The sequence below is a fragment of the Rhizobium redzepovicii genome, assembly GCF_019793435.1.
Taxonomy (GTDB): Bacteria; Pseudomonadota; Alphaproteobacteria; order Rhizobiales; family Rhizobiaceae; genus Rhizobium; species Rhizobium redzepovicii.
This window is the reverse complement of sequence record NZ_JAILYH010000001.1, coordinates 447,299-464,124: the sequence shown is the minus strand read 5'-3', so window position 1 is coordinate 464,124 and position 16,826 is coordinate 447,299. Positions and strand designations below refer to the sequence as shown.

General features: G+C 61.6%; 12 protein-coding genes and 3 pseudogenes. 6 read left to right on the top strand and 9 right to left on the bottom strand.

Annotation, left to right across the window (positions count from 1 at the left end):
• Window positions 1–86: 86 nt before the first annotated feature.
• The 7 genes from purU to K6N12_RS02125 form a co-directional block, all read right to left on the bottom strand.
• Window positions 87–971, bottom strand: a complete 885-nt coding sequence (gene purU, locus K6N12_RS02155) for a formyltetrahydrofolate deformylase (protein WP_131710783.1) — start codon at window positions 969–971, stop codon at window positions 87–89.
• A gap of 96 nt (window positions 972–1,067) precedes the next feature.
• Complete coding sequence (glnT, locus tag K6N12_RS02150; RefSeq protein WP_222148652.1) at window positions 1,068–2,375, bottom strand: type III glutamate--ammonia ligase; 1,308 nt, start codon at window positions 2,373–2,375, stop codon at window positions 1,068–1,070.
• Between the two features lie 80 nt (window positions 2,376–2,455).
• Complete coding sequence (locus K6N12_RS02145; RefSeq protein WP_097625746.1) at window positions 2,456–3,784, bottom strand: FMN-binding glutamate synthase family protein; 1,329 nt, start codon at window positions 3,782–3,784, stop codon at window positions 2,456–2,458.
• 14 nt (window positions 3,785–3,798) lie between these two features.
• A complete protein-coding gene (locus K6N12_RS02140; protein WP_054184585.1) occupies window positions 3,799–4,485 on the bottom strand; it encodes a GltB/FmdC/FwdC-like GXGXG domain-containing protein in 687 nt (228 codons plus the stop codon).
• 68 nt (window positions 4,486–4,553) lie between these two features.
• Entirely contained in the window at window positions 4,554–5,459 is a 906-nt protein-coding gene (locus K6N12_RS02135) for a class II glutamine amidotransferase (protein WP_222148651.1), read from the bottom strand.
• Window positions 5,460–5,548: 89 nt separating this feature from the next.
• Window positions 5,549–6,274, bottom strand: coding sequence for a helix-turn-helix domain-containing protein (locus tag K6N12_RS02130; RefSeq protein ID WP_245500015.1), 726 nt, complete (start codon window positions 6,272–6,274; stop codon window positions 5,549–5,551).
• Between the two features lie 29 nt (window positions 6,275–6,303).
• The gene (locus K6N12_RS02125) at window positions 6,304–7,263 is read right to left on the bottom strand and encodes a GlxA family transcriptional regulator (RefSeq protein ID WP_222148650.1); all 960 of its coding nucleotides are present in this window, start codon (window positions 7,261–7,263) and stop codon (window positions 6,304–6,306) included.
• 87 nt (window positions 7,264–7,350) lie between these two features.
• On the opposite strand from K6N12_RS02125, the gene K6N12_RS02120 reads away from it, so the two are divergent.
• The 5 genes from K6N12_RS02120 to K6N12_RS02100 all read left to right on the top strand — a co-directional run bounded on the left by K6N12_RS02120 (window position 7,351) and on the right by K6N12_RS02100 (window position 13,979).
• On the top strand, window positions 7,351–8,601 hold the full coding sequence (locus tag K6N12_RS02120) for a sarcosine oxidase subunit beta family protein (RefSeq protein ID WP_222148649.1): 1,251 nt from the start codon (window positions 7,351–7,353) through the stop codon (window positions 8,599–8,601).
• An 11-nt stretch (window positions 8,602–8,612) separates the two neighbouring features.
• Complete coding sequence (locus K6N12_RS02115; protein ID WP_097625742.1) at window positions 8,613–8,894, top strand: sarcosine oxidase subunit delta; 282 nt, start codon at window positions 8,613–8,615, stop codon at window positions 8,892–8,894.
• Window positions 8,891–11,848 carry a sarcosine oxidase subunit alpha family protein gene (locus K6N12_RS02110; RefSeq protein ID WP_222148648.1) on the top strand — a complete coding sequence of 986 codons (2,958 nt, stop codon included), beginning with the start codon at window positions 8,891–8,893 and terminating at the stop codon, window positions 11,846–11,848. Before K6N12_RS02115 ends, K6N12_RS02110 begins: the two co-directional genes overlap by 4 nt.
• Entirely contained in the window at window positions 11,841–12,386 is a 546-nt protein-coding gene (locus K6N12_RS02105; RefSeq protein WP_183777799.1) for a sarcosine oxidase subunit gamma, read from the top strand. The genes K6N12_RS02110 and K6N12_RS02105 overlap by 8 nt, the downstream gene beginning before the upstream one ends.
• 462 nt (window positions 12,387–12,848) lie before the next feature.
• On the top strand, window positions 12,849–13,979 hold the full coding sequence (locus tag K6N12_RS02100) for a T4 RnlA family RNA ligase (protein WP_222148647.1): 1,131 nt from the start codon (window positions 12,849–12,851) through the stop codon (window positions 13,977–13,979).
• 293 nt (window positions 13,980–14,272) lie between these two features.
• On the opposite strand, the pseudogene K6N12_RS02095 reads toward K6N12_RS02100, so the two are convergent.
• Window positions 14,273–14,806, bottom strand: a pseudogene (locus tag K6N12_RS02095) (AAA-type ATPase lid domain-containing protein); the annotation flags it as partial.
• Between K6N12_RS02095 and K6N12_RS02090 the strand changes: the two are divergent.
• Window positions 14,797–14,970, top strand: a pseudogene (locus K6N12_RS02090) (RtcB family protein); the annotation flags it as partial. The pseudogenes K6N12_RS02095 and K6N12_RS02090 sit on opposite strands and share 10 nt — an antisense overlap.
• Window positions 14,971–15,045: 75 nt before the next feature.
• Here the strand turns inward: K6N12_RS02090 and K6N12_RS02085 are convergent.
• Window positions 15,046–16,357: pseudogene (locus tag K6N12_RS02085) on the bottom strand (TadA family conjugal transfer-associated ATPase).
• Window positions 16,358–16,826: the final 469 nt, after the last annotated feature.

Here is a 16,826-nt window from a genome sequence, read left to right as displayed (position 1 = left end):
GCCTCCTTTACCAAGCTCGAAAAGTTCAGCGCGCCCGAGCGACTGGCGGAATAGGCTTGCATAAATTTTCGGCTGGCCGGCGGCGCTCAACCCATGCGTTCGGAAGCGTAGCTGCCGGGGCTTGCCGGGAAGACCACGGTTCTATTGCCGTTGATAAAGGTGCGATGGTGGATATGGGCGTGGATGGCGCGGGCCAGCACCTGGCTTTCGACGTCGCGGCCGATCGAGACGTAGTCGTCGGGCGACTGCGCATGGGTAATGCGCGCCGTATCCTGCTCGATGATCGGGCCTTCGTCGAGGTCGGCGGTGACGTAATGGGCGGTGGCGCCGATCAGTTTGACGCCGCGGCCATAGGCCTGCTTGTAGGGGTTGGCGCCCTTGAAGCTCGGCAGGAAGGAATGGTGGATGTTGATGATCTTGCCCGACATCTTCTGGCACATCTCGTCCGACAGGATCTGCATGTAGCGGGCAAGCACGATCAGTTCGGTGCCGGTCTGCTCGGCCACCTCCATGATATGGGCTTCGGCCTGCACCTTGTTGGCCTTGGTGACCGGAATATGGTGGAAGGGGATGTCGTGGTTGACCACGACCTTCTGGTAGTCGAAATGGTTGGAGACGACGCCGACGATGTCGATCGGCAGCGCGCCGATCTTCCAGCGGTAGAGCAGGTCATTGAGACAATGGCCGAAGCGCGACACCATCAACAGCACCTTCATGCGGCTTTCGCTGTCGTGGAATTCGTATTCCATCGAAAAGGGCGCGGCGACGGCGGCAAAATCGGCGCCGATCTCTGAGCCGGAAAGACCTTCTTCGGAGATGAAGGAGACGCGCATGAAGAACTTGCCGGTATCGAGATCGTCGAACTGCGAGCTGTCGATGATGTTGCAGCCCTTTTCCGCCAGATAGCTCGAAATCGCCGCAACGATGCCGCGCGTGGATGTGCAGGATACGGTCAGTACGATGTTTTTCATGCTGTCTCTTCCTTCGAGATCAGGTGCCGAGGATGCGATCACGCCGAAGCTTGTCGCTCCGGCATGTCGGCGGTCTTAAAGACATCCGTCGGCCGCTCAGATGTCGAGCGTGCTGTCGCGTTCCCATTGGGTGAAATGCGAGCAGTAGGCATTCCATTCCCGATGCTTCAGCTTCAGATAGGCGGCGGAAAATTCCGCCCCCATCGCCTGCTTCAGGCCCTCGTCGTCATCATAGGCGCGTAGCGCATCGAGAAGGTTGAGCGGCAGGCGCGGCGCGTCCTTCACCAGATGGCCCTCGGCATACATGTCGATATCGTAGTGCCGGCCGGGGTCTGCCTGGCTGCGGATGCCGTCGAGGCCGGCGGCGATGATGATCGCCTGCAGCAGGTAGGGATTGACCGCCCCATCAGGCAGGCGCAGCTCGAAACGTCCCGGTCCCGGAACGCGCACCATGTGGGTGCGGTTGTTGCCCGTCCAGGTGACGGTGTTCGGCGACCAGGTAGCGCCCGATGTGGTGCGCGGCGCGTTGATGCGCTTGTAGGAATTGACCGTCGGATTGGTAACCGCGGCAAGTGCGGAGGCATGCTTCATGATGCCGCCGAGGAAGGTCTTGCCCTGAGCAGAGAGCCCGAAAGCCATCTCCTTGTCCGCGAAGGCGTTGACTTTGCCATCGAGGTCCCAGACCGAGATATGGGCGTGGCAGCCGTTTCCGGTCAGTCCCTTGAAGGGCTTCGGCATGAAGGTAGCGCGAAGCCCGTGCTTTTCGGCGACCGACTTGACCATGAACTTGAAGAAGGAGTGCTTGTCCGCCGTCTTCAGAACATCGTCATATTCCCAGTTCATCTCGAACTGGCCGTTCGCATCCTCGTGGTCGTTCTGATAGGGCTTCCAGCCGAGTTCGAGCATATAGTCGCAGATCTCGGCGATGACGTCGTAGCGGCGCATCACCGCCTGCTGATCGTAGCAGGGCTTTTCGGCGGTATCGTACTGATCCGAGATCACTGAGCCATCGGCGGAAATGAGAAAGAATTCCGGCTCGACGCCGGTTTTGACCCGCAGCCCTTCTTGCGCAGCCTCAGCGACCAGTCTTTTCAGCAGCACACGCGGCGCCTGTTCGACCGGCTGATCGTCCATGACGCAGTCGGCCGCGACCCATGCGACGTCCTTCTTCCATGGGAGCTGGATGACGGAGGAGGCATCGGGAACCGCGAACAGGTCGGGATGGGCGGGCGTCAGGTCGAGCCAGGTGGCAAAGCCCGCAAAGCCGGCGCCATCTTTCTGCATATCGGCAATGGCTTCGGCGGGGACCAGCTTGGCGCGTTGGCCGCCGAACAGGTCGGTATAGCTGATCATGAAATATTTGATGCCTTTGTCTCTGGCAAAAGCAGCAAGGTCCAGTGTCATTCTCGTTCCCCTTTGGATTTCTTGGAGACACCTTGGTTATGGATACGGAACGGCCGGGACGTTTGCCCGGCCGGTAGAAATCAAAAGCCCCCTTTGCCGGGGATCCAGTTGGTGCCGGCGAGCGGCACTTGCGCCATGGCGGATGCCTCGATCGTCAGTGCGACGAGGTCTTCCGGCTCGAGGTTGTGCAGATGGTTCTTGCCGCAGGCCCGCGCAATCGTCTGCGCCTCGAGCGTCATCACCTTGAGGTAGTTGGCAAGGCGGCGGCCGGCCGCAACCGGGTCGAGGCGCTTTGCGAGCTCCGGATCCTGGGTGGTGATCCCGGCCGGATCCTTGCCTTCATGCCAGTCGTCATAGGCGCCGGCTGTCGTGCCGAGTTTCTGATATTCCTCTTCCCAGTGCGGATCGTTGTCGCCGATGGCGACAAGTGCCGCCGTGCCGATCGCGACTGCATCGGCGCCGAGCGCCAGCGCCTTGGCGACGTCGGCGCCGGAACGGATGCCGCCCGAAACGATCAGCTGCACCTTCCGATGCATGCCGAGTTCCTGCAGCGCTTGGACGGCCGGGCGAATGCAGGCAAGTGTCGGCATGCCGACATTCTCGATGAAGACGTCCTGGGTGGCCGCGGTGCCGCCCTGCATGCCGTCGAGCACGACGACGTCGGCGCCCGCCTTCACGGCAAGGGCGGTGTCGTAATAGGGACGCGCGCCGCCGATCTTGACGTAGATCGGCTTTTCCCAATCGGTGATCTCGCGCAGCTCCATGATCTTGATTTCAAGATCGTCGGGGCCGGTCCAGTCGGGATGGCGGCAGGCCGAGCGCTGGTCGATACCCTTCGGCAGGTTGCGCATATTGGCGACGCGGTCGGAGATCTTCTGACCGAGCAGCATGCCGCCGCCGCCGGGCTTGGCGCCCTGGCCGACCACGACTTCGATCGCATCGGCGCGGCGCAAATCCTTCGGGTTCATGCCGTAGCGCGACGGCAGGTACTGATAGACCAGCGTCTGCGAATGGCCGCGTTCCTCATCGGTCATGCCGCCGTCGCCAGTCGTGGTCGAGGTGCCTGATATCGTCGCGCCGCGGCCGAGCGCTTCCTTGGCATTGCCGGAAAGCGCGCCGAAGCTCATGCCGGCAATGGTGATCGGCGTCTTGAGCGTGATCGGCTTCTTGGCGAAACGCGAGCCGAGCACCACCGTCGTGTCGCACTTCTCGCGATAACCTTCGAGCGGATAGCGCGAGATCGAGGCGCCGAGAAACAGCAGATCGTCGAAATGCGGAACCTTGCGCTTGGTGCCGGCGCCGCGGATGTCATAGATCCCGGTCGCGGCCGCCCGGCGGATTTCGGCGAGCGTATAATCGTCGAAGGTCGCGGACTTGCGGGGCGGGGTATAGGGGTTGTGATAGCTCATGGGGATCCCTCGCCTCAATACGCGTCGGCGTTGTCGATGTTGAAATTGTAGAGCTTGCGGGCCGAGCCGTAGCGCTTGAACTCTTCGGGCCTGACGTCGGTCACCCCTGCGCGCTCGAGCAGCTCGGCAAGCTTCTCCAGATGCTCCCGCCGCATCTCTTTCTCGATGCAATCGGAGCCGAGGCTCTTGACCTCGCCGCGGACGAAAAGCTTGGCTTCGTAGAGCGAATCCCCCAGCGCATCCCCGGCGTCGCCGAGCACGACGAGATGGCCGGACTGGCCCATGAAGGCCGACATGTGGCCGATGCTGCCGTGAACGACGATGTCGATGCCCTTCATCGAAATGCCGCAGCGCGAGGCCGCATTGCCCTTGATGACGAGCAGGCCGCCGCGGCCGGTGGCGCCGGCATACTGGCTGGCGTCGCCTTCGATGACGACGGTGCCGGACATCATGTTTTCGGCAACGCCCGGACCGGCCGAACCATGAACCGTCACCCTGCCGCCATCATTCATGCCGGCGCAGTAATAACCGACCGATCCTCTGACGGAGACCGTGACGGGGCTGTCGATGCCGACAGCGACGGCATGGCTGCCGCGCGGGTTGATGACTTCGAATTCGGTGTCGTTGGCGCCTTTCGAAAGGGCGTGCAGGGCGCTGTTCAACTCGCGAAGCGGGGTGTTGGAAAGGTCGAATATGGGCATTGAATCCTCGTTGGAATCCTCGTTTGTCTGGGAGACGGTTTCAGCCGTCTCCTGTTTTCAGGCGCCCCTCAGGCGGCCTTGTCGTGATCCCAGAAATAAACGGTCGCCGGCTCCGGCTCCCAGACACGGGCATTCTCGATGCCGGGAAGGTTGACCAGCGCGCGGTATTCCGAGCCGAAGGCGACATATTGGTCGGTCTCGGCCATGACGGCGGGCTTGCAGGCGATCGGGTCGCGCACCACGCCGAAGCCGGATTTGGTGCCGACGACGAAGGTGAAGAAGCCGTCGAGATCGTCGAGCGCGCCAGTCAGCGCCTGGCCGAGATCCTTGCCCTTGGCCATTTCGGCCGTCAGATAGGCGGCGGCGACTTCGGAATCGTTCTGCGTCTCGAAGGTCATGCCTTCGCGGATGAGTTCGCGGCGCAGATTGTTGTGGTTGGAGAGCGAGCCGTTGTGCACGAGGCACTGGTCGGCGCCGGTCGAGAACGGATGGGCGCCGAGCGTGGTGACGGCGGATTCGGTCGCCATGCGGGTATGGCCGATGCCGTGGGTGCCGCCCATGGCGCGGACGTCGAACCGCTTCACGACGTCTTTCGGAAGGCCGATTTCCTTGTAGATCTCGACGCTTTCGCCCGACCCCATCAGACGGACCGCCGGACGGATCTCTTCGAGCGCCTTGCGCACGGTTCCAAGCTTGGAGGCATCAAGCTCGATGACCGCATGCGTGCTCTTGATCGATACCTCGGCTTTGATGCCGGCCTTCTCGAGGTCGGCGGCGAGGCCTTCGAAGTCCGCGCTGGGATTGGCGGACTGGATGGTGATCTTCGCCCTGCCCTCGGCAGCACCGCCATAGATCGCGATGCCGGCCGAATCCGGTCCGCGATCCGTCATGGTGATCAGCATATCCGAGAGCAGATTTCCCAGCTGAGATTCAAGGCTCTTGTCCTTGAGGAACAGTCCAACAATGCCGCACATAGCGCGTGCCTCCGTTCATGTTGAGAAAGGAGTAGCAGGTCTGTTTCAGAGCATCAACTGGGAAGAATAAATTTTTCTTTTAAGGCAAGTCAGCTTCTGGAGTTCTGTTGGGGATAACTGATGATCGAGAGGTACTTGCTCGGCAGCTTCACCAGCTGTTCCGGCCCATGCGGCGCATCGGCATCGAAGAACAGGCTGTCGCCCGGCTGCATCTGGAAAAGCTGGTCGCCGTGGCGGTAGATAACCTCGCCTTCGAGCATATAGAGAAACTCCATGCCTTCGTGCTGGAACGTCGGGAAGACGTCGGAATCGGCGGTCAGTGTGATGAGATAGGGCTCGACGATGACGCCACTGGTATTATTGTCGATATGGCCGAGCAGATTATATTGATGGCCGGCCCGCGTGCCGCGCCGTTCGAGCTCGATACCCTGCCCCGCCTTGACGAAGACGGCGTTGCGCGGCTCCTCATAGCGGCGGAAGAAAGCGGTCATCGGCACGCCGAGCGCCCGTGACAGCGATTGCAGTGTCGTCAGCGAGGGCGAGATGTTGCCGTTTTCGATCTTCGACAGCATGCCGAGCGAAATGCCGGTCGCGGCCGCGAGATCGGTGACGGTGATGCCGAGTTTTTTGCGGTAGGCGCGCACCTCATGGCCGATCGCCATTTCGAGGTTGTTTTCCTTCGGTTCCCGAACTGCGTGCGGATCCTGGGAAAAGGGCGTGCGTCCGCCATGCGCCTCGTCCGGTTGAGTTGCCGCTTCACGCTTGGTTTTCATGCTGCCGCCTTCGCTTTTGACCGAGGCCAACCCTATCGTCATAGTGAAATTTTCTCAACCGTGAAGAAAACCTATTCCCGCCGCGCCTCGCGCGGAGCGATGCCATAGGCGGCGCGGAACATCCGGGAAAAATGGCTGAGATTGGAAAAGCCGGTGGCGACCGCGATCTCCGAGACGGAAAGCGGGCTCTGTTTCAGCAGGCGATGGGCATGCTGCAGCCTGATCCGATGGTATTGATCGAGAAAGGTGGTGCCGAGATGGGCTGAGAAGAGCCGGTCGAGATGGCGGGTGGTGACGCCGGCGATGCGTGCCATGGCGGCGCGGCCGAGCGGCATCTCGATCGTCTCCTCCATGCGTTCGAGAACGCTGAGCAGCCCGGGATGATGGACGCCGTAGCGCTCGGCCAGCGAGGCGCGCTGGGGGGCGGCAGGCTCGTTGACCTCGGTGTGAAGATACCAGTCGCTGACGCGTCGGGCGAAGTCCGGTCCCATGCGCTCGGCGATCAGCACATGCATCATGTCGAGCGGTGCGATGCCGCCGCCGCAGGTGATGCGGTTGCCGTCGATCATGAAGCGCGCCTGGTGTGGCGTGAGGTCCGGGAAGGCCTCGAGAAGGGCGGCGGCATGTTCCCAATGGATGGTAAAATCGCGGCCGGCAAGCAGTCCGGCGGCCGCCATCAGATAGGGCCCTCCCGAAATGCCGCCGATCCTGACACCTTCGCGCGACAGCTGCCTCAGGCAGGCAAGCACGCCGGGATAACGCCAGTCGCGCGGCAAGCCGCCGGCGCAGACGAAGGCCGTGCCGAGGCCGGAACCCCTTGCCGGAAGCGGTTCGGCCGGCACGCTGACGCCCGAGGACGAGAGCACCGGCGCGCCGTCCGGCGAGAAGACCGACAGGCGATAGATCTCTCGTCCGGCCAAAAGGTTTGCCGCTCTGAGCGGCTCGGTCGCCGAGGCATAGGACATCAGCGCAAATCCCGGGATCAGGATGAAGCCGATCTCCTGGACATTTCTATTATCGGATGAGGACATGTCTCTTTTCTAACCATTCATGTCCTAATTGCGCAAGTCGCGCGTCGCCTTTCTGGCATCATGCGGTCGTTCCATTCGGATTGACCCATGCGCTACTCCGCTCTTTCGATTTTCCTCAACGGCCTTCGCGGCAACAAAAGCTGGGCGCCCGCCTGGCGCGACCCGGCGCCGAAGCCGCATTATGATATCGTCATTGTCGGCGGCGGCGGTCACGGCCTTGCCACCGCCTATTACCTCGCCAAGGAATTCGGCATCACCAATGTCGCCGTGCTCGAAAAGGGCTATCTCGGCTCCGGCAATATCGGCCGGAATACCACGATCATCCGCTCGAACTATTTGCTTCCCGGCAACAATCCCTTCTACGAGCTGTCGATGAAGCTTTGGGAAGGGCTGGAGCAGGACTTCAATTTCAACGCCATGGTCTCGCAGCGCGGCGTGCTCAACCTCTTCCATTCCGATGCGCAGCGCGATGCCTATACGCGCCGCGGCAACGCCATGCGGCTGCACGGTGTCGATGCCGAGCTTCTCGATAGGCAGGCGGTGCGCACAAAACTGCCCTTCCTCGATTTCGACAATGCGCGTTTCCCGGTGATGGGCGCCCTGTTCCAGCCGCGTGGCGGCACGGTGCGCCACGATGCGGTCGCCTGGGGTTATGCGCGCGGCGCCGACAGCCGCGGCGTCGACATCATCACCCAGTGCGAGGTCACCGGCATCCGCACCGAAAACGGTCAGGTCACCGGCGTCGAGACCAGCAGGGGCTTCATCGGCTGCGCCAAGCTGGCGCTGGCGGCGGCCGGCAATTCCACCGTCGTCGCCGATATGGCGGGCCTCCGTCTGCCGATCGAAAGCCATGTGCTGCAGGCCTTCGTCTCCGAAGGGTTGAAGCCGTTCATCGACAATGTCGTCACCTTCGGCGCCGGACATTTCTACGTCTCGCAGTCCGACAAGGGCGGCCTTGTTTTCGGCGGCGATATCGACGGCTATAATTCCTATGCCCAGCGCGGCAATCTGGCGACCGTCGAACATGTCGCCGAAGCCGGCGTGGCGATGATCCCTTCGCTGTCGCGGGTGCGTTATCTCCGTTCCTGGGGCGGGGTGATGGACATGAGCATGGACGGCTCGCCGATCATCGACCGCACCCATATCGACAATCTCTATCTCAACGCCGGCTGGTGCTACGGCGGCTTCAAGGCAACGCCCGCCTCCGGCTTCTGCTACGCCCATCTGATCGCCCGCAACACGCCGCATCAGACGGCCCGCGCCTTCCGGCTCGACCGTTTCGCCCGCGGCTATCCGATCGACGAAAAGGGCGTCGGCGCCCAGCCCAATCTGCACTGAGGACACTCAACATGGCGAGCCTGATTTCCTGTCCCCATTGCGGCGCTCGGCCCAAGGAGGAATTCTCGATCCGCGGCGATGCGAGCCTTGTCAGGCCGGCGCCGGATGCCGGGGCGGATGCCTGGTTCGACTATGTCTATCTGCGCGACAATCCGCGTGGCCGCCACAGCGAATATTGGCACCACTCCTCCGGATGCCGCCGCTGGCTGATCGTCGAACGCGATACCATTACCCATAAGGTCCATCACGTCAGGGATGCCGCACTTTCCAAGCTCGGCGGAGAACCGGCATGACGAGCTTCCGTCTTTCCTCCGGCGGCCGGATCGACCGCGCCACGACACTCGGTTTCAGTTTCGACGGCAAGGCGCTGGAAGGCCATCCGGGCGATACGCTCGCCTCGGCGCTGCTTGCCAACGGCATCCAGCTCGTCGGCCGCAGCTTCAAATATCACCGCCCGCGCGGCATCCTGACGGCGGGTGCGGCCGAACCGAACGCGCTGGTGACGACAGGCAGCGGCGGGCGCACCGAACCGAATTCGCGCGCGACCATGATCGAGCTCTACGAGGGGCTGACGGCAAAGAGCCAGAACCGCTGGCCTTCGCTCGGCTTCGATATCGGCGCGGTCAACGGCCTGCTCTCGCCCTTCCTCAGCGCCGGTTTCTACTACAAGACCTTCATGTGGCCGGCGTTGCTCTGGGAAAAGCTCTACGAGCCGGTGATCCGCAAGGCGGCCGGCCTCGGCAGAGCTTCCTATGAGGCCGATCCCGATATTTATGAGAAATGCTGGGCGCACTGCGATCTGCTGGTGATCGGCGCCGGCCCCGCCGGTCTTGCCGCAGCACTGACCGCCGGCCGCGCCGGAGCGCGCGTCATCCTTGCCGACGAAGGCGCCGAACTCGGCGGCAGCCTGCTTTCCGAGAGCGGCGCTGTCGAGAGCAAGCCGGCGGACACGCTTCCCGCTGAGCTGCTGGCCGAGCTCGAAGGGCTGGCGAATGTGCGCCGCCTGCCGCGCATGACCGTCTTCGGCTGGTACGACGACAATGTCTTCGGCGCCGTCGAACGTGTGCAGAAGCATGTGGCGCTGCCCGATCCGGACCGCCCGGTCGAACGCTTGTGGCGCATCGTCGCCCGTCAGGCAATCCTGGCGACGGGCGCCGAGGAGCGGCCGCTGGTCTTCGGCGGCAACGATATTCCGGGCGTGATGATGGCGGGCGCCATGCGCAGCTATCTCAACCGGCAGGCTGTCGCGCCGGGCAGAAGTACGGTGGTCTTTACCACCAATGATGCCGGTTACCGCACCGCCGCCGATCTTGAGGCCGCCGGCCTCGCCATCACGGCGATCGTCGACAGCCGCGCGGACGGGGGAAAGACCTGGCAGGGTCGCGCCGACGTGCTGAGGGGCGCCCGGATCGTTGATGCCCATGGCGGCCAGCGCCTCAACGGCGTCAGCGTCGAAACCGCAAGCGGCACCCGCCGCATCGAAGCCGATGCGCTGGCCATGTCGGGCGGCTGGAGTCCGGTCATCCACCTTGCCTGCCATCGCGGCGCAAAGCCGCAATGGTCGGACGAGGCCGCGGCGTTTCTGCCGCCGGCTGCGCAGGAAGGCCTTGCCGTTGCCGGCTCGGCTGCCGGTCTTGTCGAAACCGCTGCCTGCCTTGGCGATGGTGCGGCAAAGGCGGCTGCCGCCCTGAAGGCGATCGGCTTTGCGGCGGCGGAACCGGCCTTTGCCGCCGCCTCGGAAGCGGCGCGAGGCTCAAAGCCCCTCTGGTCAGTCAAGGGCTCGAAGGGCAAGGCCTTCGTCGATTATCAGAACGACGTCCATCTCAAGGATCTCGGCCTCGCGGTGCGAGAAGGCTACGGCCATGTCGAGCTCGCCAAGCGTTACACGACATCAGGCATGGCGACCGATCAGGGCAAGCTTTCCAACATCAACGCTATCGGCATTCTGGCCGAGGCGCGCGGCGTTTCGCCCGCCGAAGTGGGAACGACGACCTTCCGGCCTTTCTATACGCCGGTCTCCTTCGGCGCTCTGACCGGGGCATCGCGCGGCAAGGATTTCCAGCCGGCGCGCAAATCGCCGCTGCACGGCTGGGCTCAGAAGAACGGCGCGGTCTTCGTTGAAACCGGCCTCTGGTATCGTTCCTCCTGGTTCCCGCGAGCCGGCGAGGCGACATGGCGCGACAGCGTCGATCGCGAAGTGCTGAATATCCGCAAAAATGCCGGCCTCTGCGACGTCTCGACCCTCGGCAAGATCGAAATCTTCGGCAAGGATGCCGCGATCTTCCTCGACCGGGTCTATTGCAACGGCTTCGCCAAGCTTGCCGTCGGCAAGGCGCGTTACGGCATCATGCTGCGCGAGGACGGCTTTATCTATGACGACGGCACCACCAGCCGCTTCAGCGACGAGCATTTCTTCATGACGACGACGACGGCGCTTGCCGCCGGGGTGCTCACCCATCTCGAATTCTGCGCCCAGACGATCTGGCCGGAGCTCGACGTCTGCTTCGCCTCCTCCACCGATCAATGGGCGCAGATGGCCGTTGCCGGGCCGAAGTCCCGCGCCATCCTTTCCGAGATCGTCGACGAGGATATCTCCGATGCCGCCTTCCCCTTCATGAGCGCCCGCAAGGTGTCGCTATTCGCAGGCCGTCTCGAGGGCCGGCTGTTCCGGATTTCCTTCTCCGGCGAACTCGCCTACGAATTGGCCGTGCCGGCCGGCTACGGCGAGAGCGTTGCCGACGCCATCATGGCGGCCGGGGAAAAACATGGCATCTGCGCCTACGGCGCCGAAGCGCTCGGCGTCCTGCGCATCGAAAAGGGCCATGTCACCCATGCCGAGATCAACGGCACGGTCACCCCGGGCGATCTCGGTTTCGGCCGCATGGTGTCATCGACCAAGCCGGATTTCATCGGCAAGGCGATGCTTGCCCGTGACGGCCTGCAGGATCCCGAGCGCCCGCGCCTTGTCGGCGTCAAGCCGCTCAACCCGGCAAGTGGCTTCCGCACCGGCTCGCATATCCTTGCCGAAGGCGCTGCGGCGACGCTCGAAAACGACCAGGGTTACGTTACATCGAGCGCCTTCTCGCCGAGCCTCGGCCATACGATCGGCCTGGCGCTGGTCCGGCGCGGGCCGGAGCGCATCGGCGAAAAGATGACGGTCTGGAACGGGCTGCGCAATGAATTCACCGATGCGGTGCTCTGCCATCCTGTCTTCATCGATCCCGAAAACGAGAAGCTCCATGCCTGATCTTCCCCAGCACAAACCGGTTCTTGCCGGAACGGTATATAGTGGCATTTCCGGAGCAGGCATCCGGCTGGAGGCCCTGCCGGAAGGCCATCTCCTGCACGTGCTCGGCACGATCGAGTCGGCGGCACTTGCCGCGGAATTGGCCAAAGCCGGCTTTACCAATAGTTCGATCCGCAAAGCCGGCTTCCGCCAATGGTTCGTCGCCGGCAACGAGCCGCTTTCCCCCGCCAGCCTTGCCGCCCTTGCGGCAGTACTCGCGGGAAAAGCCGTCGTCATGGACCAGAGCCACGGACGCGTGCGCATCGGCATATCAGGCCGCTCCTCGCGGCTGCTTCTCTCAAAAGGCACCGCCATCGATCTCGATCCCGCCGTTTTCCCGGAAGGCAGTTCGGCGATGACCATGATGGGTCACATCTCCGTACAGATCGTCCGCACCGGCGATGACAGCTTCGAACTCACCGTTCTGCGCAGCTTCGCCGAAAGCCTCTGGGACGAACTCAGGCATATGGCGGCGAGCGCTGAAAAGGAAGGCGCGTGAGGGCCGTGCCGGCACAAGATCGACGATTAGGGGAATAGCTGGAAGGCTCAACTTTCCGGCGCGGTGGCACCCAGCCGTTGACCGTCGAGCCAACACGAGAATTCGCTACAGCGGAGAGGATGGCGGCGAAATTTTTAGGGACTGACGATGGAGCAGATGGCAAGCGGTGCCCCAATCACACTTCGTGGCAGCCTAGATAATGCCGCGAGATGAATTCTTTGAGCATGATTGATCGAACCGTTATCTCGAATCGGATTCACGCTTCAACGCGGGGATCGCGAACGCCAGTAGCGAAATCATTGGCAAAGGCTGTGTTGGGTCCGAACCCAATGGCGTTGCACCCATCAGAGCGGACAATCAAATCTGTTAGTAAATCGCGTTTGACGGCGTGGAACGGCTGAACAATTGATAAATTCAGCCAAAAATAATTCTGAAGGCGATAAAAGAGGGTGCTGTGAAAAGATGAACGACCCGATACACCCTGCACGCCAAATCCCGTTTCCCGACCTTATCGCTGGCTTGAAGCGAGCCCAAGGGCTCGGCCATGTCCATCGCCGTCAGAACGCAACCGGTACTTTGCAGCTCTACATCTATACCCCCCGGTGCGTATATGAGGATGGTTGGGATCAGTTTTCGCTGATCGCTCGCGGTCTCATTGTGGACGAGGGCGCTGGTCGGGTCGTTGCTACGCCGTTTCCGAAGTTTTTCAATGTCGACGAGCGGCATGGCAAAGTACCCGATCTGCCGTTTGAGGCGTTCGAAAAGCTCGATGGTAGTCTGATAATCATGTTCAATGATGCTGGCCGTTGGCACGCAGCCACCAAAGGCGCGTTCGACTCCGAACAGGCCCTATGGGCTCAAGCACGCTTGGATGCCCACGATCTCTCAGGTCTGTCGCCGGATACGACATATCTGTTCGAGGCGGTATATCCGGAAAACAGAATGGTCGTGCGATATGCGGAGCCTGCCATGGTGATGTTGGCGGCCTACCACGCTTCAGGTCTTGAAGTAACCTACGACGAGGTTCGAACGACCAGCCAAGCGTTGGGATGGCGTGCGGCCGAACGCCATGAGTTCGGGAATATGGCGGACATGATGCTCCATACTGCAACGCTCCCACGCGACAACGAGGGATTTGTCGTTAGATTCACAAATGGCTTGCGCCTCAAACTCAAAGGCTCCGAGTACCGTCGTATCCATGCGTTGATCTCACGCTGCACGCCATTGGCAATCTGGGAAGCAATGGCCGCAGGGGACGATATGGCCGCGATTCGTCGTGATCTGCCGGAAGAGTTTTGGAGCGATTTTGACAACATCGTACTCCTCCTGACGAAGGAATACGCGGCGATGGAAAGGAAGGTCGCTGAACTGGCAGCATCTGTCGCCCATCTTTCCGATAAAGAGTTGGGATTGTCGCTCAATTCACTGCCTGCTGACGTGGGTCCTTACGTTTTTGGCTTGCGAAAAGCAGGTGCAATCGTAGGCAAGTCCCGAGACGCGTTGATGCGTTCCATCAGACCCACTGGCAACGTGTTGCCAGGTTACCAGCCGTCATATGCCATGGGGCGTGTGATTGATGAGGCAACATCGTAGATTTGCAGCGTACAGTAGCTCTGGCGTGAATGCAGGATTGGAGAAGGTCTCGGCTGAGAGGTTCCTTCCGCTGTGACATTGAAGCAATAATGCGTTAAATAGCGGCATCAGTGGAACGTGTGCTTTGCTTCAGAAGGTTTTCGATAGGTGAACCTCACGCCCAGACTTTCTGGTCGTGAAAACCTCCAATGTACTCTCCATGGAGAAACTCCCGTTGCTCGTCCATGGAAAGCCGATCACAGATTAGCCCAGACAGGGCAACGTGGGAGTGAAACACCGGTTACCACAAGCCTTTATCCGGCTTTCCGAATGTCCTCGAATCTGAGACTGAAGCGCGCGAGATATTTACTCAGGCGGTCGGCGTCGTTGCTGCTCTTTTTCTCAAGTCGCGTGATCGCAAACAAGGCTCTGCCCGCAGCACTTGCCGTGGCATGTTGACGGCAGGTATGAAGAACAGCGGCAAGCTGGGCTGCGTCAAAGTGATCGAGGCGAGTAGCAGCTTCTGCACCCAGCACGTCTTCGATGATTAGGTCCATCTTGCCGTCGTCACTCGAACCGCGCCAAAACGCATTCAGCCGTCGGACTTCATCATCGACGACGTCAATCGTGATGCGTCCATGCGGCGCGAGGGTCGCCATGCGGGTCACCGAAGCCGACAGGTCGCGAAAGTTGGCACTCCAGACTGCTTGCGGGCCAGTTGCGAAACTAAGATAGCGTTCGCGTGCTTCCTTGTTGAACGTAACATTTTCGCCTTCTCGTTCCAGATAGCGCCTGAGCTCGAAGTCGAGATTGGGCTCTATGTCCTCCTTGCGCTCGCGCAGGGCCGGCCGATGTGTCGGAACTGCCGAGTGCCTACAAGAGCGCTGCGAACGTGCGGGCGCAGATCGAGCACTACGGTCTCGCCGAAGTGGTCGACGAGGTGATCCCCTACGGGAGCATCATGGCCGGCGACTGGCAGCAGAATGCGCCCTGGCGTAAAAAGCGCCGGTAAACAACCGGGGAAGGCAAACACGCTTGCCTTCCCTTCCCTCGAAGGCACCAGATTCCGAACGTCTGCCAATAGGCTTCAAGCCGTTTCCCGCGCGGCAGGCGTCATCCATTCGGCGCGCTCTGCACCTTGCAGCTCTTCCACCGCATCGGCGGCAAAGCTCGGCACGACACCGGTCCACAGCAGTGCGCCATCGGGATTGGAATGTCCGTCGCCCTCGAGCTTGTAGATGCTCTCGACGATATACTGGCCGTCCTCGTTGAGGCCCTTGATCTCGGAAATCTCGATCACCCGGCGTCGTCCGGTGCGCTTGAAACGGGCGATTTGCACGACGACGTCGACGGCAGAGGCGATCTGGGCGCGCAGCGGTCGGAGCGGCATGTCGATATCCGACATCAGCGCCAGCGTTTCCAGCCGGTGCAGGGCGTCGTAGGGCGTGTTGGCATGCACCGTCGACAGGCTGCCGCTATGGCCCGAGGTCATCGCCTGGATCATATCGAGCGCCTCGCCGCCGCGGCACTCGCCGACGATGATGCGGTCGGGCCGCATGCGCAGCGACGAGCGGAACAGGTCGCGGATGCTGGCGCCGCCGCGGCCGAAACGGTCGGGCTTCGTGACTTCGAGATAGACCACGTGTTCCTTACGGATCTGCAGTTCCGAGGTGTCCTCGATGACGATGATGCGCTCGTGATCGGCAAAGGCTTCCGACAGCGCGTTCAGCATCGTCGTCTTGCCGGTGCCGGTGCCGCCGGAGATGATGACGTTCTTCTGCAGCCCGACGGCCGCCTGCAGCAGCGTCAGCGACTGCTCGGTCAGACTGCCCTGGGTGACGAGATCGCGAATGCTGCGATGTTCCTTCAAAAAGCGGCGGATGGAGATGCAGAGCCCGGTGCGGGCAGCCGGCGGCTGGATCATCTGCACGCGCGAACCATCCGGCAGGCGCGCCTCGACGCTCGGCTCCTCCGGCGTCAGCCGTTTGCCGGAGAATTGCGCGATGCTGCGCGCGGCCGATTCCAGATCCTCGCGGCTGGCGAACCGCGTGTCGGCGCGTTCGAGCTTGCCGCGCCGTTCGACGAAGATATCGGATGTCCCGTTGATCAGGATTTCGGAAACGCTCGGATCGTCGAGCAGGAAGCGGATCGGACCCAAGAGCTTGTCCAGCGCCCGGGTCAGGACCTGGAAGGTCGCCTGTTCGGCGGCGTCGTCGGAAACGGCCTTCATCAGAGCGGCATCCCCACCAGAACCGTGCTCATGCCGAACAATGTCGCCATCATTTGAACTGCGGTTGGAAAGAACATCATCAATGGAATGAGGACCAATGCAAGTATCAGGATGCTGCTCATCGTTTCCATGGTTCGTTTCTCCGGAACGACTGAAGGGCGAGGCCCATAATGTCGGTGAAGCTTAATCCAGATCGCCAAGCAACGCCATGGTCGCGTCCCGCGCGAGCGGCCGATAGGACGTGCGCCGTGTCGTCTATTCTATCGCCTTGAAAGAATTGACCAATTATGGGGCAGTCGGAGACAGTTGGCAAAGCCGCCGCCAAGTTGCTTCTTCGGGGTAAAACTATAACGTCTTCAGTCGGTTAGTTTAAAATTACCGCCGTCAACTCCGTTTCATCAAGAGAGGCCTCCAAGACAATTGGAACCCTTCGTTCCGTTTGCTTGACGGAGGGCTGGCCTTGGGCGCACTCTTGGGTCTTAATGGTGTTGCTCAACAAGCGTTGGCCGCCGGGGAAGAAAAGCTGAAGCAGAACATATCATTGGAACGAGCAACGTGCTGGTTCGGATCGATGCCGTATGCTTGGTAATCTTCTCTCAGGTCTTCGATCCGAAACAAACCTAGGAACGAGGAATACG

What these genes read in the sequence shown, in the direction of transcription:
- purU (WP_131710783.1), bottom strand. Translation starts at nt 971, where the DNA reads ATGAAAAACATCGTACTGACCGTATCCTGCACATCCACGCGCGGCATC.
- glnT (WP_222148652.1), bottom strand. Translation starts at nt 2,375, where the DNA reads ATGACACTGGACCTTGCTGCTTTTGCCAGAGACAAAGGCATCAAATAT.
- K6N12_RS02145 (WP_097625746.1), bottom strand. Translation starts at nt 3,784, where the DNA reads ATGAGCTATCACAACCCCTATACCCCGCCCCGCAAGTCCGCGACCTTC.
- K6N12_RS02140 (WP_054184585.1), bottom strand. Translation starts at nt 4,485, where the DNA reads ATGCCCATATTCGACCTTTCCAACACCCCGCTTCGCGAGTTGAACAGC.
- K6N12_RS02135 (WP_222148651.1), bottom strand. Translation starts at nt 5,459, where the DNA reads ATGTGCGGCATTGTTGGACTGTTCCTCAAGGACAAGAGCCTTGAATCT.
- K6N12_RS02130 (WP_245500015.1), bottom strand. Translation starts at nt 6,274, where the DNA reads ATGACGATAGGGTTGGCCTCGGTCAAAAGCGAAGGCGGCAGCATGAAA.
- K6N12_RS02125 (WP_222148650.1), bottom strand. Translation starts at nt 7,263, where the DNA reads ATGTCCTCATCCGATAATAGAAATGTCCAGGAGATCGGCTTCATCCTG.
- K6N12_RS02120 (WP_222148649.1), top strand. Translation starts at nt 7,351, where the DNA reads ATGCGCTACTCCGCTCTTTCGATTTTCCTCAACGGCCTTCGCGGCAAC.
- K6N12_RS02115 (WP_097625742.1), top strand. Translation starts at nt 8,613, where the DNA reads ATGGCGAGCCTGATTTCCTGTCCCCATTGCGGCGCTCGGCCCAAGGAG.
- K6N12_RS02110 (WP_222148648.1), top strand. Translation starts at nt 8,891, where the DNA reads ATGACGAGCTTCCGTCTTTCCTCCGGCGGCCGGATCGACCGCGCCACG.
- K6N12_RS02105 (WP_183777799.1), top strand. Translation starts at nt 11,841, where the DNA reads ATGCCTGATCTTCCCCAGCACAAACCGGTTCTTGCCGGAACGGTATAT.
- K6N12_RS02100 (WP_222148647.1), top strand. Translation starts at nt 12,849, where the DNA reads ATGAACGACCCGATACACCCTGCACGCCAAATCCCGTTTCCCGACCTT.